Source organism: Herbaspirillum sp. CF444 (genome assembly GCF_000282135.1).
Lineage (GTDB): Bacteria > Pseudomonadota > Gammaproteobacteria > Burkholderiales > Burkholderiaceae_D > Herbaspirillum.
On record NZ_AKJW01000035.1, the window covers coordinates 1 to 24,595 of the forward strand.

22 protein-coding genes are annotated in these 24,595 nt (G+C 61.1%); 18 read left to right on the forward strand and 4 right to left on the reverse strand.

What is annotated here, in order from left to right:
- The 10 genes from PMI16_RS08305 to PMI16_RS08350 all read left to right on the forward strand — a co-directional run.
- On the forward strand, positions 1-1,545 hold a 1,545-nt coding region (locus PMI16_RS08305; protein WP_007878435.1), incomplete at its 5' end, for an HAL/PAL/TAL family ammonia-lyase.
- Between the two features lie 48 nt (positions 1,546-1,593).
- Positions 1,594-3,405 carry a methyl-accepting chemotaxis protein gene (locus PMI16_RS08310; RefSeq protein WP_007878436.1) on the forward strand — a complete coding sequence of 604 codons (1,812 nt, stop codon included), beginning with the start codon at positions 1,594-1,596 and terminating at the stop codon, positions 3,403-3,405.
- Between the two features lie 166 nt (positions 3,406-3,571).
- Positions 3,572-4,660: an ABC transporter substrate-binding protein gene (locus tag PMI16_RS08315; protein ID WP_007878437.1), complete on the forward strand. Its 1,089-nt coding sequence runs from the start codon at positions 3,572-3,574 to the stop codon at positions 4,658-4,660.
- Positions 4,661-4,663: 3 nt separating this feature from the next.
- On the forward strand, positions 4,664-5,536 hold the full coding sequence (locus PMI16_RS08320) for an ABC transporter permease (RefSeq protein WP_007878438.1): 873 nt from the start codon (positions 4,664-4,666) through the stop codon (positions 5,534-5,536).
- 12 nt (positions 5,537-5,548) lie between these two features.
- Positions 5,549-6,346 carry an ABC transporter permease gene (locus PMI16_RS08325; RefSeq protein ID WP_007878439.1) on the forward strand — a complete coding sequence of 266 codons (798 nt, stop codon included), beginning with the start codon at positions 5,549-5,551 and terminating at the stop codon, positions 6,344-6,346.
- A gap of 9 nt (positions 6,347-6,355) precedes the next feature.
- Positions 6,356-7,189, forward strand: coding sequence for an ABC transporter ATP-binding protein (locus PMI16_RS08330; RefSeq protein ID WP_007878443.1), 834 nt, complete (start codon positions 6,356-6,358; stop codon positions 7,187-7,189).
- A 35-nt stretch (positions 7,190-7,224) separates the two neighbouring features.
- A complete protein-coding gene (gene soxC / locus PMI16_RS08335; protein ID WP_007878445.1) occupies positions 7,225-8,478 on the forward strand; it encodes a sulfite dehydrogenase in 1,254 nt (417 codons plus the stop codon).
- Entirely contained in the window at positions 8,465-9,058 is a 594-nt protein-coding gene (locus PMI16_RS08340; RefSeq protein ID WP_007878448.1) for a c-type cytochrome, read from the forward strand. Before soxC ends, PMI16_RS08340 begins: the two co-directional genes overlap by 14 nt.
- A 37-nt stretch (positions 9,059-9,095) precedes the next feature.
- Positions 9,096-10,019 carry a TauD/TfdA dioxygenase family protein gene (locus PMI16_RS08345; protein ID WP_007878450.1) on the forward strand — a complete coding sequence of 308 codons (924 nt, stop codon included), beginning with the start codon at positions 9,096-9,098 and terminating at the stop codon, positions 10,017-10,019.
- Positions 10,016-11,386, forward strand: coding sequence for an LLM class flavin-dependent oxidoreductase (locus PMI16_RS08350; protein ID WP_007878452.1), 1,371 nt, complete (start codon positions 10,016-10,018; stop codon positions 11,384-11,386). The genes PMI16_RS08345 and PMI16_RS08350 overlap by 4 nt, the downstream gene beginning before the upstream one ends.
- Positions 11,387-11,463: 77 nt before the next feature.
- On the opposite strand, the gene PMI16_RS08355 is transcribed toward PMI16_RS08350, so the two are convergent.
- Positions 11,464-12,819 carry an MFS transporter gene (locus PMI16_RS08355; RefSeq protein WP_007878457.1) on the reverse strand — a complete coding sequence of 452 codons (1,356 nt, stop codon included), beginning with the start codon at positions 12,817-12,819 and terminating at the stop codon, positions 11,464-11,466.
- Positions 12,820-13,052: 233 nt separating this feature from the next.
- On the opposite strand from PMI16_RS08355, the gene cyoA reads away from it, so the two are divergent.
- The 7 genes from cyoA to PMI16_RS08390 all read left to right on the forward strand — a co-directional run bounded on the left by cyoA (position 13,053) and on the right by PMI16_RS08390 (position 20,133).
- Positions 13,053-14,054, forward strand: coding sequence for a ubiquinol oxidase subunit II (gene cyoA / locus PMI16_RS08360; protein ID WP_007878458.1), 1,002 nt, complete (start codon positions 13,053-13,055; stop codon positions 14,052-14,054).
- Positions 14,055-14,168: 114 nt separating this feature from the next.
- Positions 14,169-16,172 (forward strand): cytochrome o ubiquinol oxidase subunit I, encoded by a 2,004-nt coding sequence (gene cyoB / locus PMI16_RS08365; RefSeq protein WP_007878459.1) that lies wholly within the window; start codon positions 14,169-14,171, stop codon positions 16,170-16,172.
- Positions 16,165-16,800, forward strand: a complete 636-nt coding sequence (gene cyoC, locus PMI16_RS08370) for a cytochrome o ubiquinol oxidase subunit III (RefSeq protein WP_007878460.1) — start codon at positions 16,165-16,167, stop codon at positions 16,798-16,800. The genes cyoB and cyoC overlap by 8 nt, the downstream gene beginning before the upstream one ends.
- Entirely contained in the window at positions 16,797-17,279 is a 483-nt protein-coding gene (gene cyoD / locus PMI16_RS08375; RefSeq protein ID WP_007878462.1) for a cytochrome o ubiquinol oxidase subunit IV, read from the forward strand. The genes cyoC and cyoD overlap by 4 nt, the downstream gene beginning before the upstream one ends.
- Before the next feature lie 137 nt (positions 17,280-17,416).
- Positions 17,417-18,151 (forward strand): SURF1 family protein, encoded by a 735-nt coding sequence (locus tag PMI16_RS08380; protein WP_007878464.1) that lies wholly within the window; start codon positions 17,417-17,419, stop codon positions 18,149-18,151.
- Positions 18,135-19,607 carry an ATP-binding protein gene (locus PMI16_RS08385; protein ID WP_007878465.1) on the forward strand — a complete coding sequence of 491 codons (1,473 nt, stop codon included), beginning with the start codon at positions 18,135-18,137 and terminating at the stop codon, positions 19,605-19,607. The genes PMI16_RS08380 and PMI16_RS08385 overlap by 17 nt, the downstream gene beginning before the upstream one ends.
- Complete coding sequence (locus PMI16_RS08390) at positions 19,597-20,133, forward strand: response regulator transcription factor (protein WP_007878466.1); 537 nt, start codon at positions 19,597-19,599, stop codon at positions 20,131-20,133. Before PMI16_RS08385 ends, PMI16_RS08390 begins: the two co-directional genes overlap by 11 nt.
- Positions 20,134-20,246: 113 nt before the next feature.
- Here the strand turns inward: PMI16_RS08390 and PMI16_RS08395 are convergent, their stop codons facing one another.
- Genes PMI16_RS08395 through PMI16_RS25795 form a run of 3 tightly spaced genes read right to left on the reverse strand, consistent with a single transcriptional unit; the run spans position 20,247 to position 24,156 of the window.
- Positions 20,247-22,310: a response regulator gene (locus PMI16_RS08395; RefSeq protein WP_007878467.1), complete on the reverse strand. Its 2,064-nt coding sequence runs from the start codon at positions 22,308-22,310 to the stop codon at positions 20,247-20,249.
- A complete protein-coding gene (locus PMI16_RS08400; protein WP_007878468.1) occupies positions 22,300-23,817 on the reverse strand; it encodes an ATPase domain-containing protein in 1,518 nt (505 codons plus the stop codon). Before PMI16_RS08400 ends, PMI16_RS08395 begins: the two co-directional genes overlap by 11 nt.
- A 39-nt stretch (positions 23,818-23,856) precedes the next feature.
- Complete coding sequence (locus PMI16_RS25795) at positions 23,857-24,156, reverse strand: hypothetical protein (RefSeq protein ID WP_157212569.1); 300 nt, start codon at positions 24,154-24,156, stop codon at positions 23,857-23,859.
- On the opposite strand from PMI16_RS25795, the gene PMI16_RS08405 reads away from it, so the two are divergent.
- A complete protein-coding gene (locus tag PMI16_RS08405; protein WP_007878469.1) occupies positions 24,147-24,581 on the forward strand; it encodes a response regulator in 435 nt (144 codons plus the stop codon). The two genes, PMI16_RS25795 and PMI16_RS08405, sit on opposite strands and share 10 nt — an antisense overlap.
- Positions 24,582-24,595 lie beyond the last annotated feature (14 nt).

Here is a 24,595-nt window from a genome sequence, read left to right on the forward strand (position 1 = left end):
GCCCTGGCCGACTCCTCGCGCGCCGCCCTCAAGCAAAGCCGCGACTTCATCGAATCGACCTGGATGCACGACGAAGCGCCCATGATGTACAGCTTCAACACCGGCGTCGGTTTGTTGAAAGACACCCGCATCAAGGTCGAACACATCGAACTGTTCCAGACGCAGTTAATTAAAGCCCACAGCGCCGGCATCGGCGAACCGTTCTCGGAAGAAGTCAGCCGCGCCACCATGCTGCTGCGCGCCAACGCCTTCGCCAGCAATTACTCGGCGCCGCGCGTGGAAGTGGTCGATCGCCTGCTGGCCTTCATCAACGCCGGCATCCACCCGATCATGCCGCAGAAGGGTTCCGTCGGCGCCTCCGGCGACCTGGCGCCGCTGGCCTACCTGGCCGCCGCCATCGTCGGTTTCGACGAAGCCGAAGTGATGTACCAGGGCAAGCGCATGAGCGCTCCGGAAGCCATCACCCAGGCCGGCATTGGCCCGGTCAAATTCGACCTCAAGGCCAAAGACGCCTCGGCCCTCATCAATGGCTGCACCGCCTCGCTGGCCGTGGCGGTCCTGGCCGCGCACGACTCGCGCAACCTGCTCACCGACGCCTGCCTGTCGCTGGGCCTGACGCTGGAAGCCATGCGCGCCGAGATGTCCGCCTTCGATCCGCGCATCCAGCAAGCACGTCCGCATGCCGGCCAGATCAAGACCGCCGCCGTCATCCGCAGCTTGCTCAAAGGCTCGACCCGCACCACCCACGAAGCACGTTCGGTGCAACTGCCGGACGAACTGCGCCGCACCGACATCCCGTATTCCTCCCGTATCCAGGACGTCTACTCGCTGCGCTGCGCGCCGCAAGTCTACGGCCCGGTGTTCGACGCACTGGACTACATCGACACCATCGTCGACAAGGAAATCAACTCCGCCACCGACAACCCGCTGATCTTCGACAAAGAGGGCGGCGGCTTCGAGATCATTTCCGGCGGCAACTTCCACGGCCAGTACCTGGCGCAGGCGATGGACTTGCTGGCGATGACCATCACCGACCTGGGCAGCATTTGCGAACGCCGCATCGCGCGCCTGATCGATCCGACCCTGTCGTGGGGCCTGCCGCGCAATCTGATGAGCGGCGTGCGCGGCGTCAATACCGGCTATCCGGTGGTGCAATGCTCGATGAGTTCGCTCGTGATGGAAAACCGGACGTTGTCCATGCCGGGCAGCGTCGACAGCATTCCCTCCAAGGGCAACAGCGAAGACCACGTCTCCAACTCGACCTGGTGCGCGCGCAAGGCGGCCACCGTGGTTGCCAACACGCAGTACATCGTCGGCGTGGAAATGCTGCTGGCGGCGCAGGGGCTGACCATGACGGAAGACCTGCTCAAGGACTTCGTGCTGGGCGAGGGGACGCAGGCGGCTTACGAAGAAATCCGCAAGCAGATCCCGGCTTGCCTGGATGGCGACCGCTGGTTCCACAACGATATTGAGGTGGCGCATTCCTTCATCACCAGCGGGTCGGTGCGTGAGGCTGTTGTCGGTCGGATTGGCAAGTTCGTTTGAAGCGTTCGTATCAAGTAGTTCAATAAAAATAGCCAGGGAAGGTCAGCCATGTTTACCTCAATCAGAACGCGTATTCTGTTTTTCAGTATTGCCTTGCTCATTGCGAGCCTGGGGTTGGTCGGTACGGTGTCGTACGTGATTATCAAAACCGACAACGACAACGCCATCGACCAGAGTTCGCGTTCCATCGCCGACGGTTATGCCTCGGCGATCAACGAGTGGGTGGCGGCCAAGGCCGGCATGGCGGCAGCGGCTGCCGACGGCGTGCTGCAGGCGGACCCGGTGTTCGTCATCAAGCAGTTGCAGAAGAGCGGCGGCTTTTACGTCACCACCTTCGGCAAGGAAGACAAGACTGCCTTCACTTCCGCCGCCGAGGGACTGCCGCCCGGCTACGATCCGACCGGACGTTCGTGGTATCAGCAATCGGTCAAGGCCGGCAAGGCCGTGGTGACCAAGCCTTACACCGATGTCGTCACGAAGAAACCGATGGTGTCCTTCACCGCGCAGGTGAAGAAGGACGGCGTCCTGCAAGGCGTGGTGGCGGCGGCGGTGTTTCTGGACGGCGTCAGCAACGTGGTCAAGGCGGTGCATCCGACGCCGGCCAGCTTCGCCTTTCTGGTCGATCGTGACGGCATGATGCTGGCGCATCCCGATGCGCAATGGATCAACAAGCCGGTGAAGGACTGGAACCCGGAGCTGACGGCGGAACGTCTTAATGCCTTCGCCGGCGACGATGCCAACACCGCCAAAAAAGAAATCGTGCTCAACGGCGCCGCCAAGCTGGTGCAGGCGATTCCCGTGAAAGGCACCGAATGGACCTTGCTGGTGGCGATCGACAAGGCCGACGTCAATGCCGGCATGCGCCACGCGACGCAATCGTCGCTGGTTGCCATCGTGCTGGTGGCGGCGTTGGCGGCACTGATTCTCGGCATGATCACCAGGGCCGTATTCAAACGCTTGTCGCAGGTGCGCAACGCCATGGACAGCATCGGTTCCGGCGACGGCGACCTGACCATGCGCCTGCCGGAAGACGGCAAGGATGAGGTCAGCCAGATCGCGCGGTCGTTCAACGTCTTCGTGCAAAAGATCACCACCATCCTGCAAGAGATCCGGCGCACCAGCGACGCCGTCAAAGTGTCGTCGTCCGAGATCGCCAGCGGCAATCTCGACTTGTCGGGCCGCACCGAACAGCAGGCCGGCGCCCTGGAAGAAACCGCTTCCGCCATGGAGGAACTGACGTCAACCGTCAAACAGAACTCCGACAACGCGCGCCAGGCCAATCAACTGGCGCTGGCGGCGTCGGCCATTGCGGCAGAAGGCGGCGAGGTGGTCGGCAACGTCGTCGCCACCATGGAAGCGATCAATCAGTCGTCGCGTCAGATCGTCGACATCATCGGCGTGATCGACGGCATCGCGTTCCAGACCAATATCCTCGCCTTGAATGCCGCCGTCGAAGCGGCGCGTGCCGGCGAGCAGGGACGCGGTTTTGCGGTGGTCGCCAGCGAAGTACGCAGCCTGGCGCAACGCAGCGCACAGGCCGCCAAAGAGATCAAGGTGCTGATCGATTCGTCGGTGTCGAAAGTGACCGATGGCGGCCAGTTGGTGGAAAAAGCAGGACAGACCATGGTGGAGATCGTGGCCAGCGTCAAGAACGTCAGCGCCATCGTCGGCGAAATCGCCACTGCCAGTTCCGAGCAAAGCACCGGCATCGAAGAAATCAATCGCGCCATCACGCACATGGACGAGAGCACGCAACAGAATGCCGCCTTGGTGGAGCAGGCCGCCGCCGCTGCGCAATCCTTGCAGGACCAGGCGACGCGACTGGCGACGATCGTCGGCGGCTTCAAGATGGATCGCTGAGATGGATCGTTGATATCGCGCGGTATCGCCGCTTCAGGAAAAAAGTTTCGCATAAGGACATACGAATTCATTCGTTTGTCGCCGGTTTTCCCTTGCCTATACTTGATCGCAGATTTTCGCTTCGCCATCGGAGCCGTCTGCATCGACAAACAAGCAAGGGAAACCAATGACTCTGGATCGCAGAACCGTACTCAAGCATCTCGCTGCCGGTGGCGTCGGCGCCGGTGCCGCATTGCTGGGTCTGCAAGCGCGCGCGGCAAATCAGCCGGCCACCATCCGCATCGGCGTGGCGCAGCCCGGCATCGGCAACCCGCCGCAGTTTTCGGGAAGCTCCGCGGCGGTCGCCAACGCCAAAGGCTGGGTCGAAGAGGAGTTCAAGGCCGACGGCATCAAGGTCGAATGGTTCTTCTTCAAGGGCGCCGGACCCGCGGTCAACGAAGCCTTGACCAACAATCAGCTCGACTTTGCGTTTCAGGGCGATTTGCCGGCCATCGTGGCCAAGTCGGCGGGACTCAAGACCAAACTCGTGCTCGCCACCGGCGTGCGTTCCAACATCTATCTCGCCGTGCCGCCCGACTCGTCCATCCAGTCGGTCAAGGATTTGCGCGGCAAGCGCGTCGCCATCTTCAAGGGCACCAACGCCCAGTTGCCGATCAACCGCGTGCTCGAAGCGAACGGCTTGCAGGAGCGCGATCTGCGCGCCATCAATCTTGACCAGGCCACGACGCTGGCGGCGTTGAGCACCAAGGATATCGACGCCGCATTCGGCAACATCAACCTGCTGCGTCTGCGCGACAAGAATGCGGCGCGCATCGTTTACAGCAGCAAGGGCGGCTCGCCGGTTTTCACCACACAGTCGCACGTCCTGGTGACGGAAGAGTTCGCACAAAAATATCCGGCGATTACCGCGCGCGTGGTCAAGACTTTCGTGAAGACATCGAAGTGGGCATCGGACGAAGCCAACCGCGAAGAAGTCCTGCGCCTGTGGGCCAAAGCCGGGACGCCCTACGAGCACTGGCGCGAAGACTACGACGGCGAACCGCTGCGCGTGCGCATCAATCCGAATTTCGATCCTTTCCTTGTGGCGCGCTACAAGGATTCGGTGGAACAGGCCTATCGACTCAAACTGAGCCGCGCCAAATTCGATGTCGACCAGTGGATCGACCAGAGTTATCTGAAGGTTGCACTGAAGGAGCTGCGGCTGGAAAACTACTGGCCGATCTTCCAGGTCAATGGCAAGATTCTGGGGACCTGAGTCATGAGTACGCAGCAGGCTGCCCTGGAGTTATCGCCATCGGCGCAATCTGCGCAATCGAAACCGGCGCCTGCTGCCACTGCGGCTGCAGTGGCATCACTGCATGCGCGCTTCTTCAGTCAATGGTCGCCGCGCTGGCTGGCCTTGCCTTTTCCCTTGTTTCTATTGTTGCTGTGGTATGTCGCCGCCCGCTTTGAATGGGTCGCGCCGCAGGTATTGCCGTCGCCGCAATCGGTGCTGCTGACCTTCGCCGATCTGGTGGCTTCGGGCGAGATGTTCGACAACCTGAAAATCAGTTTGCTGCGCGTGTTGCTGGGCTTCAGCGTGGGACTGACCGGCGGTTTGCTGCTCGGCGTGGCGATGGGCTTGTCGCCGGTGTTCAAGGATTATGTCTATCCCTTGTTCAAGGCTTTCAGCCAGGTACCGGTGCTGGGTTGGCTGCCTTTGCTGATGCTGCTGGTCGGCATCGACGAGGCGCTCAAGATCATCCTGATTTCCAAGGCGGCGCTGGTGCCGATTGCGTTGAATACCTACAAGGGCATCGAGAACGTGCCGGCGCGCTATGTCGAGGTGGCGCGCGTGCTGAAATTCTCGCGCTGGCAATTGCTGTGGCGCGTGATTTTTCCGGCCGCCTTGCCGCCGATATGGAACGGCGTGCGTTATGGCTTTACGCATGCGTGGCTGGCACTGGTGGTGGTGGAGTTGCTGGCATCGTCGGAGGGGCTGGGCTACATGATCGTCTTCGGCCGGCAGTTGTTCCAACTGGATGTCGTGATGGCGGCGGTGGTCGTGGTCGGCGTGGTGGGCTACACGCTGGATCAGGTATTGGCGCGGATTGAAGTGATCCTGCTCGGCTGGCGCCGCAGCGGATTCTGAGAGGAGAGCGCCATGTCGTTTCTTCATCCCGAAGACAAGCATCCCGTACCCAAGGTGCTGCGCGGCTGGGTCTTGCCGGTAGCGCTGCTGGCGCTGTGGTGGCTGGCTGCCCGTTATCACTGGACGACGTCGCCCTTGCTGGTGCCGGTGGGGAAAGTGTGGGATACCGCCGTCGAACAGGTGCGCAGCGGCGAATTGTGGACTGCGCTCGCAGCCAGCTTGCGGCGCGACCTGATCGGCTTTGCCATCGGTGTGAGCGCGGGGCTGGCATTCGGCGTCGCCTTCGGTTTGTCGCGCCTGTTCGAACGCATGATCGGCCCGACCTTCCATACGCTCAAGCAGATTTCCCTGTTTGCCTGGATTCCCTTGCTGTCGGTCTGGTTCGGCCTGGGCGATGCGGCCAAGGTGGCCTTCCTGTCGCTGGCGGCGTTTTTCCCGGTGGTGCTCAACACCTTTGAAGGCATACGCAGCGTGCCGGGCGAACTGATCGAAGCGGCGCGCGTGCTGAAGTTCAACCGGCGTCAGTGGCTGTTCAAGCTGATCCTGCCGGCGGCATCGCCGTCTATCCTCGCCGGCATCCATCTGGCGCTGATCTACGCGTGGCTGGCGACGCTGGGGGCGGAATACCTGCTGGTATCGGGCAAGGGAATCGGCAACACCATGATCGACGGGCGCGAATTGTTTCTGATGGATCTGGTGATTTTCGGCGTGATCGTGGTGGGCTTTGTCGGTTTCGCGCTGAACTGGCTGGCGGCGCGCCTGGAACGTCGTCTGCTGGCATGGCGCGGTCGCTCGGTCGCACAATTTTAAGGAGTAGACATGTCATTGGCCGGTACGCTGGATATCCAGCATCTGAGTAAATCCTATCCCGTCAAAAATGGCGACCTGTCGGTGCTGGAAGACGTGACCCTGACCATAGCGCCGGGTGAATTCGTCAGCATCGTCGGTTCCAGCGGTTGCGGGAAATCAACCTTGCTGCGTCTCATCGTCGGACTGGAAGAGGATTATCAAGGGCAGGTTTTACTGGACGGTCAGCGCATCGTCGGCACCAGTCTGCGACGGGGTATCGTGTTCCAGGAGCATCGGCTGTTTCCCTGGCTGACGGTGGAGCACAACATCCAGCTAGGCTTGCTCAATGCCGACCTGACGCCGGGACAAAAGCGCCAGGCGGTGCGCGAACACATCGTACTGGTCGGCCTTGAAGGCTTCGAGAAATCTTATCCGCATCAATTGTCGGGCGGCATGGCGCAACGCGTGGCGATTGCGCGCGCGCTGGTCAGCAAGCCGGAGATATTGCTGCTGGACGAACCTTTCGGCGCGCTCGATGCATTGACGCGCGCGTATCTGCAACAAGAACTGCATCGCATCTGGCAGGCCGAGGGCATCACCATGATCCTGGTGACGCACGATGTGGAAGAAGCCATTTATCTCGGCGACAAAGTCGTCGTCATGGAGCCGCGCCCGGGGCGCATCCGGCGCATCGTTCCGGTGGACCTGGCGCATCCACGCGAGCGGGCGGCCACCGCCTTTGCGGAGGTCAAGCAGGAGGTGTTGAAGGAGTTCTCCGGCGACAGCGCCAGCCTGGCGGAGCCGCCTTTGCGTGCGGATGCAATCGATCTTGAACAGATCCGTCAATGGCAATTCGCCATTTAAAAGAACAAGAAGAGCGAACAGAGACAACCGCAACGATGAGCCGCAAGACGAATTCTGAAGCAGGGCGCAGGCGTTTCCTGCGCGGCGGCGCTGGTCTGGGCGGTGCGCTGGTCGGCGCAGCCTTCGCGCCGGGCGCACGGGCCGAACCACTGGAGGTGGCGCCATGGAGCAAGACGCCGGGTGAGCCGGTATTGTGGCATCCCTATGGCCAGCCGTCGCCGTATGAAAAAAATGTGGTGCGTCGTTCTCGTGGTGCAGCGCCATTGCCGGGAGCGAACTCGTCGATGACGCCTTTGCAGAATCTGCACGGCATCATCACACCGACCGGTCTGGTGTTTGAACGGCATCACGCGGGCATACCGCAGATCGATCCCGACCAGCACCGATTGGCGGTGCATGGACTGGTGGAGCGGCCGACAATTTTCAAGATGGAAGATCTGGTGCGCTTGCCGTCGGTGTCGCGAATTCATTTTCTGGAATGTTCCGGCAACACCGGCCGTGAATGGAAGGGGCCGGGTACCGCTTCGCTGCAGTTCAGCCACGGCTTGCTGTCTTGCTGCGAATGGACCGGCGTGCCGTTGGCAGTCGTGTTGGAGGAAGTTGGTATCAAGCCGGAAGGCGCGTGGATTCTGGCCGAGGGCGCCGATTCGGCGAGCATGACGCGCAGCATCCCGCTCAGCAAGGCGCTTGATGACGCCTTGCTGGTGTATGCGCAGAACGGCGAGCGCCTGCGACCGGAGCATGGCTATCCCTTGCGTCTTTTTCTGCCTGGCTTCGAAGGAAACATGAGCGTCAAGTGGTTGCGTCGCCTGAAGGTCGGGCGCGAACCTTTCATGACACGCGAAGAAACGTCGAAGTACACGGATTCGATGCCGGACGGCACGGCGCGCCAGTTTACGTTTCTGATGGAAACCAAGTCGGTGATTACCTTTCCTGCGCCGGATCATCGGCTCAGGGGCAAAGGCTTTTACGAAATCTCTGGCTTGGCATGGACCGGACGCGGACGCATCAAGCGCGTCGACGTGTCGACCGACGGTGGGCACAGCTGGAGCACGGCGCAATTGCAGGAGCCGGTGCTGGACCGCGCACTGACGCGCTTTCGCTTTCCGTGGCGCTGGGATGGCGCGCCGATGGTGTTGCAAAGCCGGGCGGTGGACGAAACCGGCTATGTACAGCCGAAGGCAACGCAATTGGTTGAAGCGCGCGGCGTCGAATCGAATTATCACTTCAACGCCATACAGAGCTGGAAAGTGGCAAGCGACGGAGTCATCACCAATGTCCAGGTTTAAGCCGTTTTCCGTCGCTGCCATTGTTGCCTTCAGTGCGACCTTGCTCGCGCAGCCGGTTGCGCAGGCGCAAATCTACGGCATTGGCCATGCCGCCGGCGAGCGCGATCTGGCGGCGTGGAATATCGACGTCGCTGCCGACGGCGCAGGGTTGCCCAAAGGGAGCGGTAGCGTTGAGCGCGGTCGCGACGTCTATGCCCGGCAATGCGCCGCCTGCCATGGAACCAAGGGCGAGGGTGGACTTGCCGATCAGCTCGTCGGCGGCAAAGGTTCGCTGGCGACGGCAAAGCCGGTCAAAACCATCGGCAGCTTCTGGCCCTATGCGACGACCGTATTCGATTTCATCAACCGGGCGATGCCGTACAACGCGCCGCAGAGCCTGAGCGCCGACGAGGTGTATTCGGTGACGGCGTACCTGCTCCATCTGAATGGCATCGTGGCCGACAACGCTGTGCTCGATGCGCAGTCTTTGCCGAAAGTGCGCATGCCCAATCGTGACGGCTTCATCAACGACAGTCGCCCGGACACCGCCAATGTCGCCTGTCGCAAAAATTGTCGTCCGTCTTCCGCAGCACAACCGTAAGACGGAATCTTAGTTATTTCAATCAAGGAGAGACAAGATGTCAGAAGCATTGCTTGATTTGCATCCCGTTGCCGGACGCATCGGCGCGGAAATTCGCGACGTGCGCCTGTCCGGTGATCTGGGCGCAACAACTTTCGACGCCATTCGCCATGCGCTGCTGAAGTACAAGGTCTTGTTCTTCCGCGGCCAGCAGCATCTTGACGATGCCGGGCAGGAAGCTTTCGCCAAATTGTTCGGACAGCCGGTGGCGCATCCCACGGTGCCGGTGCGGGACGGCACGGGCTATCTGTTGGAGCTGGATTCCGCGCACGGCGGCCGGGCCAATTCCTGGCATACCGACGTGACCTTCGACGTGGCGTATCCGCAGGCATCGATACTGCGCGCGGTGGAGATTCCTGCCCATGGCGGCGACACGGTCTGGGCGAATACGGCGCAGGCCTATCTGGATCTGCCGCCGGCGCTGCGACAATTGGCCGACAATCTGTGGGCCTTGCACACCAACGACTACGATTACGCCTCGCGCTTCAATGCCAGCGAAACGGGACTCAAACGCTATCGCGAAGTGTTCACCTCGACCATCTACGAAGCGGAACATCCGGTGGTGCGCGTGCATCCGGAAACCGGCGAGCGCACGCTGGTGCTCGGGCATTTCGTCAAGAAGCTGCTGGGCTATCCGACTGCGGATTCCGAGCATCTGCTGAAGCTGCTCGACAGCTATGTCACGCGCCTGGAAAATACCGTGCGCTGGCGCTGGTCGGCGGGCGACGTGGCGATCTGGGACAACCGCGCGACGCAGCATTATGCGATCAACGACTATGGCGATCAACATCGCGTGGTACGGCGCGTGACGATCGCCGGCGACATTCCGGTCAGCGTCGACGGTCGTCGCAGCGTGGCGCGCAACGTGCCGGAGAAGACACGTTCTGCCGAGACAGTTTCTACGGTGGCGGTGGCATCATGAGCACACCGAAAAAACAACTGAAACTTGGCGCCTTTTTGCAGGCAACCGGTCATCACGTCGCAGGCTGGCGCCATCCCCGGGCGCAAGCCGATGCCGGACAGAACATCGCGCATTACCGGCAGATCGCGCAGACTGCGGAGCGCGCCAAATTCGATGCGCTGTTCCTGGCCGACGGCGTGGCGATCCGTTCGCACGATGCCGAGACCTTGCATCTGACGTCGCGTGCGGCGACCTTCGAGCCCTTGACCTTGCTGTCCGCGTTGTCGCAGGCGACCGAGCACATCGGCCTGGTGGCGACGGTGTCGACGACATATAACGAGCCGTATCACGTGGCGCGCAAGTTCGCGTCGCTCGATCATCTGAGCAATGGCCGCGCTGGCTGGAACGTGGTGACGTCGTGGTCGGAGTCGGAGGCGCACAACTTCAACCTCGACAAGCATCCCGAACATGCCGCCCGCTACGAGCGCGCCGAGGAATTCGTCGACGTGGTGCGCGGCTTGTGGGATAGCTGGGAGGATGATGCTTTCCGTTTCGATCAGGCCGAGGGCGTGCATTTCGATTTCAATAAATTGCATGCGATTCATCACAAGGGAAAACACTTTTCCGTGCGCGGTCCGTTGAATGTGGCCCGTCCGGTGCAAGGACATCCGGTGGTGGTGCAGGCCGGGTCGTCCGGTCCGGGGCAGGAACTGGCGGCGCGCACGGCCGAAGTGATTTTCACCGCGCAGCAATCGCTGCAGGATGCGCAGAATTTTTACAGCGGCTTGAAGTCGCGATTGGATAAATACGGTCGCCATCCGGACGAACTGAAGATCATGCCTGGCGTGTTCCCGGTAGTGGGCCGCAGCGAAAGCGAGGCGCGGGAGAAGTTCGAAGAGTTGCAGTCGCTGATCCATCCGGCGGTTGGGTTGTCGCTGTTGCAGCAGCATCTGGGCGGCATCGATTTGTCGGGCTATCCGCTCGACGGGCCGCTGCCGGAAAACCTGCAGGAGCCGAACGGCACCAAGAGCCGCTTCCAGCTGGTGACGGCATTGGCGCGCCGCGAAAACCTGAGCATCCGCCAGCTTTATCTGCGCGTGGCGACGGCGCGCGGCCACTGGTCGATACACGGTACGCCGGAGAGCATCGTCGACCGGCTGGAAGACTGGTTCCTGCATGGCGGCGCGGACGGCTTCAACATCATGCCGCCGACGCTGCCGGGCGGGCTGGACGATTTCGTCGAGCTGGTGCTGCCGGAGCTGCGCCGGCGCGGCTTGTTCCGCACGGAGTATGAAGGCAAGACGCTGCGCGAGAATCTTGGCCTGGCGCGTCCGGCGCACAAGATCTACCAGCAAAGCGGCGCCGACGTATTGGGGCGGGTAGCTTAAAACCGGGGAGGGTTAACGAAAAAACGGCCTGGCTGCAGAGATGCAAGCCAGGCCGTTTTTATTTGATGCTCAGGCGCTCAGCGTACGTCCAGCGCACGGTTCACGCTCAATGCCGCCAGCGAGCAGACGGCGCCCGACAGCAGATAGATGCTGACGTAAGCCAGGCCGAAGTGCGCCGACAGGCCCAGCGCCACCAGCGGCGCAAAACCCGCGCCGACCAGCCATGCCAGATCGGAAGTCAGCGCCGCGCCGGTGTAGCGATACTTGGCAGGGAAGTTGGCCGTCACCGCGCCGGCAGCCTGGCCATAAGACAAGCCGAGCAGGGCGAAGCCCACCAGGATGAAGATGTCCTGGCCGGTATCGCCGCCGTTGATCAGCGTCGGCACGAAGCCGCTCAACACCGCAATCAGCACCGCCAGCGCACCGAGCGTGGTGCGGCGACCGAAGCGGTCCGCAATCGGGCCGGACAGCACGATGCCCACCATCATCAACACGGCGCCGAACACCTGCACCATCAGGAAGTCGCTCATCGAACGCATCGAGTACAGCGAGATCCACGACAGCGGGAACACCGACACCAGATGGAACAGCGCGTAGCTGGCCAAGGCGGCGAGGGCGCCGATGATCAGGTTGCGGCCCTGGGTGCGGGTGATTTCGATAACGCTGGTCGGTTCCAGTTCGCGTTCGGCCAGCAGGCTGGCATATTCTTCCGAGGCCACCAGGCGCAGGCGGGCGAACAGCGCGACGACGTTGATGGCGAACGCGACATAGAACGGGTAGCGCCAGCCCCAGTCGAGGAAGTCTTCGCTGGTCAGGTTGCCGATCAGGTAAGCGAACACCAGGCCGGCGACGATGAAGCCGACCGGCGCGCCCAACTGGCCGAGCATGGCGTACCAGCCGCGCTTGTTCTTCGGCACGTTCAGCGCCAGCAGCGACGGCAGGCCGTCCCACGAGCCGCCCAGCGCCAGGCCTTGGCCGATGCGCAGCACCGCGAGCAGGACGATGGCCGTGAAGCCCAGATGGTCATACGTCGGCAGGAAGGCGATTCCGGCCGTGGACAAGCCCAGCAGGAAGAGCGCCAGCGTCAGCTTGACCTCGCGCCCCAGTTTTCTCTGTATTGCCATAAAGATAACGGTGCCGAACGGTCGCGCAATAAATGCGAAGGCGAAAATGGTAAAGGCGTAAAGCGTGCCTTCAAGGCGTTGCTCAAAGGGGAAGAAGATAGTGGGAAAAACCAACACCGAGGCTATGGCATACACGAAGAAATCGAAGTATTCTGAAGCCCTTCCGATGACCACGCCGATTGCAATATCGCCGGGTGCAATCACTGGATGATCAGATTTGGCATTATTTACATTATCAGAACCACCGACAGGCGTATTTGCAGAAAATTTGCCAGGAACTTCAGGGTGATGAATATGAGTGCTAGCCATGATCATTGTCTCTCTTTCTTGGTTCGGTCTGTAATGCCGCTACGTTCCGCGAAGCATTGTTGAATATTTGCCGATTGGTTTTATTGTCGTCCTGTATTGTCGCTCTGACATCATGCTGACGGTCTGTTGACAGTCAAGACAGGAATCAGGGTAGGACAAATTGTCCAATCGCCAATGCTTTACGGTAAGTGTACATTAGCATGATTTGATAGCTCCGACTGGACTTTCCCTGCATGTTTTCACACCTCATTCGCCGCGGACTCATTTTTCTGCCTGCAGTTTTGCTGGCTGGTTGCAATACGGTCGTCCTGAATCCTTCCGGAGACATCGCCAGCCAGCAAGGCAGACTGATCGTTATTTCCACCATCCTGATGTTGCTGATCATCGTTCCGGTGATTGCGCTGACGGTCCTTTTTGCATGGCGCTATCGCAAGAACAATACCGAGGCCCGCTATGAGCCGGACTGGGATCACTCGACCCAGCTCGAGCTGGTCATCTGGGGCGCGCCGCTGCTGATCATCATCGCGCTCGGCCTGCTGACCTGGATCAGCACCCACACGCTCGACCCGTACCGCAAGCTGTCGCGCCTCGACGCGCAGCGCCCGATGCCTGAAAACGTCAAACCGCTGACCGTGGAAGTCGTCGCGCTGGACTGGAAGTGGCTGTTCATCTATCCGGAGCAAGGCATTGCTACCGTCAATGAACTGGCGGCGCCGGTCGACCGTCCGATCGAATTCAAGATTACCGCTTCGACCGTGATGAATTCCTTTTATATCCCGGCGCTGGCAGGACAGATTTATGCGATGCCGGGAATGCAGACCAAGCTCAACGCCGTCATCAACAAGCCGGGCGAGTTTGAAGGCTTCTCGGCCAACTACAGCGGTGCCGGTTTCTCGGACATGCGCTTCAAGTTCCACGGCGTGAGCGATGAGGACTTCGACGCCTGGGTCAAGAAGGTCAAATCCAGCGGCGGCGCCCTCAAGCGCGCTGAATATATCGCGCTGGAAAAGCCGAGCATCAAGGATCCGGTGCAGCACTTCAATGCCGTCGACGGCACGCTGTTCCACGCGATCCTGAACCGTTGCGTCGCCGAAGGCCAGGTCTGCATGGACCAGCAGATGATGACCGACAAGAACGTCAAGGATGACGCCAAGGGCGAAAAGACCGAAAAGGGCGCCGCCAAGGCTGCGCCGCAGGAAGTCGCCATGGCAGCCGGCCAGCACCACCATGAATAATCAATCGAAAGAATCGCCGGCGGCAGCATCGATGTCGATGCACGCAGCCGGCAAGTGTGCCATGCAGGCTGCAATGCATGGCGCCGCGACCTTCTTTTTCAGCGGAAAGTAACGATGCCAGACCATATTGACATGACCAAGCTGATCTTCGGCCGTCTCAGCTGGGAAGCGATTCCCTTTCATGAACCCATCCTGCTGATCACCTTTATCGGCGTGCTGATCGGCGGCGTCGCCGTACTCGGCGGCATTACCTATTTCCGCCTGTGGGGTACTTTGTGGCGCGACTGGATCACCAGCATCGACCACAAGAAAATCGGCATCATGTACGTCATCCTCGGCATCGTCATGCTGCTGCGCGGCTTTGCCGATGCGCTGATGATGCGTGCGCAACAGGCGCTGTCCTTCGGCGATTCGGCCGGCTTCCTGCCGCCGCATCACTACGACCAGGTCTTCACCGCCCACGGCGTGATCATGATTTTCTTCGTGGCGATGCCGCTGGTGACCGGCCTGATGAACTACGTCGTGCCGCTGCAGATCGGCGCACGCGACGTGGCGTTCCCGTTCCTGAACAACTTCAGCTTCTGGATGACGACATTCGGCGCCGGCCTGGTGATGGCTTCGCTGTTCGTCGGCGAATTCGCCCGTACCGGCTGGCTGGCCTATCCACCGCTGTCGGGCATCCTCGGCAGTCCTGATGTGGGGGTGGACTATTACATATGGTCATTGCAGATTGCCGGGGTAGGGACGCTGCTATCAGGCATCAACCTGATCGCCACCATCGTCAAGATGCGCGCGCCGGGCATGAACATGATGAAGATGCCCGTCTTCACCTGGACTGCACTGTGCACCAACGTGCTGATCGTCGCGGCTTTCCCGATCCTGACCGCCGTCCTCGGCATGCTGTCGCTGGACCGCGTGTTCGGCACCAACTTCTTCACCAACGATCTCGGCGGCAACGCCATGATGTACGTGAACCTGATCTGGATCTGGGGTCACCCCGAGGTCTACATCCTGATTCTGCCGGCCTTCGGCATTTTCTCTGAAATCGTCTCGACCTTCAGCGGCAAGCGCCTGTTCGGCTACACCTCGATGGTGTATGCGACCGTCGTGATCACCATCCTGTCCTACCTGGTCTGGCTGCATCACTTCTTCACCATGGGTTCCGGGGCGAGCGTCAATTCGTTCTTCGGCATCACCACGATGATCATCTCGATCCCGACCGGCGCCAAGATTTTCAACTGGCTGTTCACGATGTACCGCGGTCGCATCCGTTTCGAAGTGCCCATGCTGTGGACCATTGGTTTCATGATCACCTTCGTCATCGGCGGCATGACCGGCGTGATGCTGGCGGTGCCGCCGGCCGACTTCGTGCTGCATAACAGCCTGTTCCTGATTGCTCACTTCCACAACGTGATCATCGGCGGCGTGGTGTTCGGCATGTTCGCGGGCATCAACTTCTGGTTCCCCAAGGCTTTCGGTTACAAGCTGGACGATTTCTGGGGCCGTTGCAGCTTCTGGTTCTGGTGCATCGGTTTCTGGGTCGCCTTCACGCCGCTGTACGTGCTGGGTTTCATGGGTGTTACCCGCCGCATGAGCCACTTCGAAGATCCGTCGCTGCAGATCTGGTTCCAGATCGCCGCCTTCGGCGCCTTGCTGATCGCCGCCGGCATCGGTTCGTTCATCATCCAGCTGGTGGTCAGCTACCTGCGCCGCGACCAGTTGCGCGACACGACCGGCGATCCATGGGGCGCCCGTACCCTGGAATGGTCGACGTCGTCGCCGCCGCCGGATTACAACTTCGCGTTCACGCCGCGCGTGCATGACAACGACGCCTGGGCTGACATGAAGGCCAACGGCTACACCCGTCCGCAAGATGGTTTCGTGCCTATCCACATGCCGAAGAACACCGGCGCCGGCTTCATCATCGCCGCGCTGAGCGCAGTGATCGGCTTTGGCCTGATCTGGCAGATGTGGCTGCTGGCCGGCGCCGGTTTCGTCGCCCTGATGGCCGCGATCATCACCCATACCTTCAATTACAAACGCGATTACTACATCCCGGCCGACGACGTCGTCCGTGTTGAAGCCGACCGCACACGCTTGCTGGATAGCCATGTCTGAGATTTCTAACTCCTCCGCCGCAACCATGGGCGCAGCGCCAAGCTCACGCTATTACGTCAAGGAACATCATCCGGAAAACGGCACTTTGCTGGGTTTCTGGATGTACCTGATGAGCGATTGCCTGATTTTCGCCTGCCTGTTTGCAACCTACGCCGTGCTGGGCCGCAACTATGCGGGCGGCCCGACCGGCGCCGAGCTGTTCGATCTGCCGCTGGTGGCGATCAATACTTCCTTGCTGCTGTTGTCGTCGATCACCTACGGCTTCGCCATGCTGGAAATGCAAAAGAAGAAGGTCAGGACCACGCTGATCTGGCTGGCCGTCACCGGCTTGCTGGGCGCCGGCTTCATCTACCTGGAACTGTATGAGTTCATCCATCTGATCCATGAAGGCGCGGGCCCGCAACGCAGCGGCTTCCTGACCTCGTTCTTCGCCCTGGTGGCGACTCACGGCCTGCACGTCAGCTTCGGCATCGTGTGGCTGATCACCCTGATGTTTCAGGTCAACAAGCATGGCCTGACGCCTGAAAACGGCCGTCGCCTGATGTGCCTCTCGATGTTCTGGCACTTTTTGGACGTGGTCTGGATCGGCGTCTTCACCTTTGTTTATCTGATGGGAGTTCTGCCATGAGCGCGCCGCAACACCAAGCACATCCGTCGCACGCTGAGAAGTACGGCCATCAGGACGGCTTTGACGTCCACCATCACGACCATACCGCCGACCACGGCACCCTCAAGAGCTACACCATCGGCTTCGTGCTGGCGGTGATCCTGACCGCGATCCCGTTCTGGCTGGTCATGGCCAACGTGATCGAAAAATCGAGCACCGCAGGCCTGGTCCTGCTGGGCCTGGCAGTGGTGCAGATCGTCGTGCACATGATCTATTTCCTGCACATGAACTCCAAGTCCGAAGGCGGCTGGACCATCCTGGCGCTGATCTTCACGATCATGGTCGTGGTGATCATGCTGGCCGGTTCCCTGTGGGTCATGTATCACCTCAATCACAACATGATGCCCGGCATGAGCCAGGACCTGATCCAGGAAGCCGTACCGGGTTCGATGCAAAACATGCAGCAGAATATGCAACACAACATGCCTGGCATGAAGTGATCTGCAACTGATCCGCATCTTCTACGCATCGTTCAGTGACGGATAGTCAGTCTCCAGGGCGCGCCGCAGCTTCTGCAACAAGGGAAGCAACGGAGCGCCCTCGGTCTTCCGGCCTGCGTCTTTTCCTGGCGCTTTGCATGGCCGTCGTATTTTTCGGTTTCCTCGGACTCGGCACCTGGCAGGTCAAACGCCTGTTCTGGAAGCTCGACCTGATCGAGCGCGTCGATCGCCGCGTCCATGCCGCGCCCGTTGCCGCACCGGGGCCTGACGCTTGGCCGGCGATTACCGCCGATACTCACGAATACCTCCACGTCCGCCTCACCGGCACGTATCTGTATGCGCAAACCGCGCGCGTGCAGGCCGCCACCATCTACGGCAGCGGCTACTGGCTGCTGACGCCGCTGCGCAGCGCCGACGGCACGATCACGCTCATCAATCGCGGCTACATCGCCACGGGTGCGCACGACGTGAAAGAGGGCGCCGCAGACGGCCCGGCCGAGGTCACTGGTCTGTTGCGGATCAGCGAGCGGGGCGGCGGCTTCCTGCGCCACAACGATCCTGCCGCCGACCGCTGGTATTCACGCGACGTGCAAGCCATCGCCCAGGCGCGCAAGCTGGACAATACCGCCCCGTACTTCGTCGACGCCGACGCTGCTTCGGCCAATTCCCCGGCTGAACAAGGCCGCGCCGCCGGCGAACCCATAGGCGGATTGACGGTAATTGCTTTCCCCAACAACCACTTGGTTTATGCTCTCACCTGGTACGGACTGGCGCTGATGACGGCCGGTGCCGGCTTCTGGGTCATGCGCGACGAAAAACGCCGCCGCGCGGCCCGACTGGACCAGGAAAGCAACAATGGCAAGCAAGGCTGACAATACACAATTCACACTCCCGCACGAAATTCCTCCTCATCGGCAAGATGAGCTGACGGACGATATTTCGCCGCTCGGCGCGGAAAAAAACGCCAACGCCCCCGACCGCGCCGCCGGTCACAAGAACATGCTGCAACTGATCCAGTTGCGCTGGATTGCCGTGTTCGGACAGATCACCACCATCATCGTGGTGATTTTCGGTTTCGATATCCATTTGCCGCTGCCGCACATGCTGGAGGTGCTGGCCTGCCTGATCGCCTTCAACATCGGCAGCCACCTGCGCTGGCACGAACGGCCCTTCGTGACCAACCGCGAGCTGTTTCTTGCCTTGCTGGTCGACGTGGCCACGCTGACGGTGCAACTTTACCTCAGCGGCGGCGCCACCAATCCGTTCGCCTTCCTCTACCTGCTGCAAATCATCATCAGCGCGGTGCTGCTGGCGGCCTGGTCGACCTGGACCATCGTCATCATCACCAGCCTGTGTTTCGCCGGGTTGTCGCAGTTTTTCGTGCCGTTGTCGCTGCCGCCCGACCATGGCAACGGCGTCTTCAGTCTGTACGTCGAAGGCATGCTGATCTGCTTCATCCTGATCGCCGCCTTGCTGGCCATTTTCATCACGCGCATCAGCAGTATCCGCCGCGCCGGCGACGCCCAGCTGGCGGCCTTGCGCCAGCGCGCGGCGGAAGAGGACCACATCGTGCGCATGGGCCTGCTGGCGTCCGGCGCCGCGCATGAGCTCGGCACGCCGCTGGCGACCCTGTCGGTGATCCTCGGCGACTGGCGGCGCATGCCTGAATTCAGCAGCAACCCGGAGCTGCTGGAAGAAATCGGCGAGATGCAGATTCAGCTGCAGCGCTGCAAGACCATCGTCAGCGGCGTGCTGCTGTCGGCCGGCGAAGCGCGCGGCGAATCCTCGGTCAAGACCACGCTCAATACCTTCCTCGGCGACATCGCCGAAGAATTCCGCACCACGCGTCCCATCGTCGCCTTCGACTATGAGAACCACATCGCGCAAGACATGCCCGTGGCCTTCGATTCCGCACTCAAGCAAATGATCTGCAACGTGCTCGACAATGCGCTGGAAGCCTCGCCGCGCTGGCTGCGCCTGAGCGCCATGCGCGAAGGCGACGTGCTCAGCCTGATCATCGACGACACCGGCCCCGGCTTTGTACCCGGCATGCTGGATCAGTTGGGCAAGCCCTACCAGTCGACCAAGGGCAAAACCGGCGGCGGACTGGGATTGTTTTTCGTGGTCAATGTCGCCCGCAAGCTGGGCGGCGCCGTCACCGCGCATAATCGCGAAGAAGACGGTATCATCGCGGGCGCCACGGTCAGCCTGACCTTGCCCTTGTCCGCCATCAGCCTGGAAGCCGACGAGCAGGCGCCGGAAGACGGTCCGCAGGCGGAAGAAAAAACAACGGAATCCATGAAGGAAAATTCGCAACATGTCCACTGAGCGTCTGCTGCTGATCATCGAAGACGACGCCGCGTTCGCGCGCACGCTGGGGCGCTCGTTCGAGCGGCGCGGCTACCGGGTGTTGCTGGCGGCCAGCCAGGACGAGGCCCAAGCTTTGCTCGGACAGCACAACCCAGGTTATGCCGTGGTCGATCTCAAGCTCAACGGCAGCACCTCGGGACTGGCCTGCGTGCAGATGCTGCATCAGCATGACGAGAACATGCTGATCGTGGTGCTGACCGGCTTCGCCAGCATCGGCACCGCGGTCGAAGCCATCAAGCTGGGCGCCTGCCAGTATCTCGCCAAGCCGTCCAATACCGACGACATCGAAGCCGCCTTCGGCCACGTCGCCGGCAATACCGAGCTCGAACTGAGCAATCGTTCGACCTCGATCAAGACGCTGGAGTGGGAACGCATCCATGAAGTGCTGGTGGAAACCGACTTCAACATTTCCGAAGCCGCACGCCGGCTCGGCATGCACCGGCGCACGCTGGCGCGCAAGCTGGAAAAACAGCGCGTGAAGTAAAGCCGGGGACAGTACTAGGGCCTGTTCACATTAAATCTGCGAGTGCGAACGCGCAGCAGGCGTTGACTGCCTAGGCGCAGCAACGCATCTCGTAGATTTAATGTGAACAGGCCCTAGGCCTGCATCGCGCGCTTGACGCTGCCGGCCAGTTCCGAAATCTGAAACGGCTTGCGCAGCACTGCATCGAGGGCGATGACTTTTTCCACGGCCTGCATGTCGGCGTAACCGGTGGCCATGAGGATGGGTAAATCGGGATGGCGCGCGCGCGCGGCGGCGATGACTTCCGCGCCATTCATGCCCGGCATCAGAAAATCCACGATCAGCAGGTCGAAGCGTCCGGCCTGCAATTTCTCCAGGCCGAACCAGCCGTTCTCCGCCTGTTCCACCGTATAACCGAGGATTTCCAGGCACTCGACGATGAATTGCCGGACTTCATCGTCGTCCTCGATCACCAGGATGTTGCCGCTTTCTTTCGGCGCCAGTTCATGGTCGAGCGCCTCCTGATAATGTTCACGCGTAGACCGGGCGGCCGCGACCGGCAGCCAGACTTCCACCGTCGTGCCTTTGCCGATGACGCTTTCGATGCGCGCCAGGCCGCCCGACTGGTCGGCAATGCCGTAGACCTGGCTCAGGCCGAGGCCGGTGCCTTTGCCCACCGCCTTGGTGGTGAAGAAGGGGTCGAACACCTTGCTCAGGATGTCCTGCGTGATGCCGGAACCGGTGTCCTGGACGGCGATCACGACATACACGCCGTGCTTGAGCACGCCGTCGTAGGCTTTCCGCTGGCGCGCTTCGATGCGCAGGTTGCCGCCGTCCGGCATGGCGTCGCGCGCGTTGATGGCGAGATTCAGGATCGCCATTTCGATCTGGTTGGCGTCGGCGATGGCGCGCGGCAAAGCGGGAGAGACGTCGATGGCGACATGGATGCCGGTGCCGACCGAAACGGCAATCAGATCCTTCATGCCGTCGATGACCGACTCGATGTCCACCGGTTTGAGGTCCAGGCTCTGGTTGCGCGAAAACGCCAGCAATTGCCCGGTCAGCTTGGCGCCGCGCTTGGTGGCGTTGCGCGCCGAGCCCGCCATGCGCTTGATGCGTTCGTCGGCCGACAGCCGTTCGATCAGGTCGACGTTGCCGATGATGACATTGAGCAGGTTGTTGAAATCATGCGCGATGCCGCCGGTCAGGCGGCCGATGGCCTCCATCTTTTGCGCCTGCACCAGCGCGATCTGGGTGCGCTCGCGCTCGGCCATTTCGCGCATCAGGCGATCGTTGGCCTGCGCCAGTTCCGAGGTGCGTTCTTCGATGCGTGCTTCCAGCGTTTCATTGAATTGTTGCAAGGCGCTCTGGCTTTCCAGCAAGCGGTTTTCCGCTTCGCGGCGTTCGCTGATGTCGAGCGAGACCCCCGCCATGCGCACCGGCACGCCGATGCGATTGCGCATGGTCTGGCCGCGGATCTGCACCCAGTGCACGGACTGATCGGGCCAGACCACCTTGTATTCGATGGAAAAATCTTCCTTCGACAGGATGGCGGCTTCGATGACGTCGAGATGGCGCTGGCGGTCGTCCATATGGATGGCCTGCAGCAAGTCGTCATAGCTGAATTCGCTGTCGGGAGCGATGCCGAAGTGCATCTTGCAGGTTTCCGACACGATCAGGATGGAGGTTGCCAGCTCCAGGCTCCATGACCCCAGCCGGCCAGCGTGCAAGGCCAGCCGCAGATGTTCTTCGGAACGCGCGCGCTCGTGCAGATGGCTGCGGCTGAGATACTGGCGACGCCGGGCGCGCAGCGCCGAGACGCTGGCGCGCAGCAAGGTCTCGGCGTTGACCGGACGTTCCAGCAGGATCATGTTGATCAGCCGCTCCAGCACATCGAGGGAAGGATGGCGATCCTGGCCGCGCTGGCGCGCGCTGAGAATGACGAACGGAAAATCGGACCATGAGTCCTGCGCCTCGACCCATTGCTGGAGCATGCTGAAGTCCATGCCGACCAGCGCTTCCTCCGTGATCAGCGCCGCACCGGCGTCGCCGCAGAGCTCCTGCAGCAGCGTCGCGTAATCCGGGCAGACGGTGCAACTCAGCTGCTCGCGCGACAGCGTCTGCGCGATCACTTCCGCATCGCGTCCGTGCGGGGCGAGAATCAGGATGCGTTCTTCGAGCGAAGAGTTAACCGGCATTGTTCAGCATAGGGGTCTTGCCGCGGTAAGACGGCAGGCCGCTCATGATGCCCTCGAAATCCTGCAAGGGAGCGCCGATCTGCAAACCGTGGCTGGCGCTGAGGCGGAATTCATGAATGGTCCTTGCATGATGATTGGTGCGGCTCTTGATCACCGAAACCGCAGTGGAAATATCGCCGTGCGCTTCGAAGAAGCGGAACATCAGGATGGCGTCGCTGAGGTAACTCAAATCCACGTCCGAGCGAATCTCGCCGACCAGGCCGTGCTGTCCCAGCACCAGCAGGGCAGTCACGCCTTGCAGGCTCAGATAGGTCAGCACTTCATGCATCTGCAGCAGCAGGAATTTTTCGCCCGGCATCGCCTGCAGATAGGCATTGAGGCTGTCGATGGCGACGAAGGTGCGTTCCTCCCGCTCGACCGCGTGGCGGATGCCGCTGGCGAATTCGCCCGGCGACATCTCGGCCGGATTGATCTGGTGCAGTGCCAGGCTGCCGTCGGCGATGTAGGGCGAGATGTCCATCCCGAGCGCGCGCGAACGGATCAGCAGGGTGCCGATGCCTTCGTCGAACAGGTAGTATGCCGCGCGTTCGCCGCGTTTGAGGGCGCTCAGCACGCAGCAGATCGAAGTGGTCGTCTTGCCGACGCCGGAAGGACCGCTCAGCAGGGTATTGGTGCCGCGCACCAGCCCGCCGCCGAGCAGCGTGTCCAGTTCGTCCACGCCGGTGCTCAGGGTGGCGTCCTCGAAATCGATGGCATGGTCGGCCGCAATCAGCCGCGGGAACACGCGCATGCCGCCGGTCTCGAGCAAGAAGTCATGGTAGCCGCCGCTGAACTTGATGCCGCGCATCTTGACCACGCGCAGGCGCCGACGCTCGGCGCCGAACTCCTGGGCCGATTGCTCCAGCGTGATGACGCCGTGCGCGATGCTGTGCAATTGCAGATCGCTCGGATCGCTGGTGCGGTCGTCCAGCATCAGCACGGTGCAGTTGCGCGTCGCGAAGAAATGTTTGAGCGCCAGAATCTGGCGCCGGTAGCGCAGCGGGTTCTGCGCCAGCAGGCGCATTTCCGACAGGCTGTCGAAGATCACCCGCGACGGCCGCAGTTCATCCACGCGCGCCATCACGCTTTTGATGGTCTCGCCCAGCTCGACTTCGGACGGATGCAGAATGGATTGCTGGTAGTCGGGATTGAGATCCTCCTCGTCGATCATCTCGAACAGCGACAAGCCCTCGAGCGACCAGCCGTGCGAAGCCGCCACGGCGTTGAGTTCGGAGGCAGTTTCCGACAAGGTGATATAGAGACCGGATTCGCCCTTGGCGACGCCGGCCAGCAAAAACTGCAGGCCGAAGGTGGTTTTGCCGGTGCCGGGCGTGCCTTCCACCAGATAGAGACGATGCGTCGTCAGGCCGCCCGCAAGGATGACATCAAGGCCGGCGATGCCGGTTGCAGCGCGATCGGAGTAACTTGGAAGGCGACCTGAAGTGAGGTTATTTTTTTGTCTGTCCATCACAGTCTCTCGGGCCTGTTAACAAAATAAAACGTCTTTTTATGATGGCTCACTGTAGCAGCAGGGGCTTTGTGCCCCTGTCAGATGACTCCTGAAAGCGTTGTAAGACAATCTGAAGTCCGCCCGCCAAGCCGCCACAGCAAAGGTTTTTTGCGTTTTGACGAGAAAATGTCTTTCTGCCGGCGGCGCGTGAATTTGCCGCAGGGATGCATTACTATCGATGCTGTGGATTTCGGCGGTGATGCGGCGGCGATGCTTGCCGGATTTTGCCGGAGTGCAGCCGCATGCGGCATACAAAAACGATGTTGAATCAACAACACTGACAAACAATGATGACAAGCTTATCCACTTCTTTATCGACACCCTCCGCTGATGGCGGCAGCGCCGGTCTGCACATCCTCGTGGTGGAGGACAATCTCGATTCGCAACAACTGGTCTGTGAACTGCTCGGTGCGCTGGGTCATCACGCAGAAGGCGTCGACAGCGGCGAGCATGCCCTGATCGCGCTGGAGCGGCATTGCTTCGACGTCTTGTTTACCGACGTCAATCTGCCGGGCATGTCCGGCATCGAACTGGCGCAACAGATGAACGTCCGGGTGCCGGCGCTGAAAATCATCTTTGCCTCCGGCTACGGCGCACAGATCAGCAAGAACGTCGGCAATGCCTCGTTCTCGTTACCCAAGCCTTACGACATCGACCAGTTGCAAAGCATCCTCGACGTCATCAGCCGTGACCTGCAACGTGCCGGCAATCTGGCGCACTGAGCACCGGCTGGGCG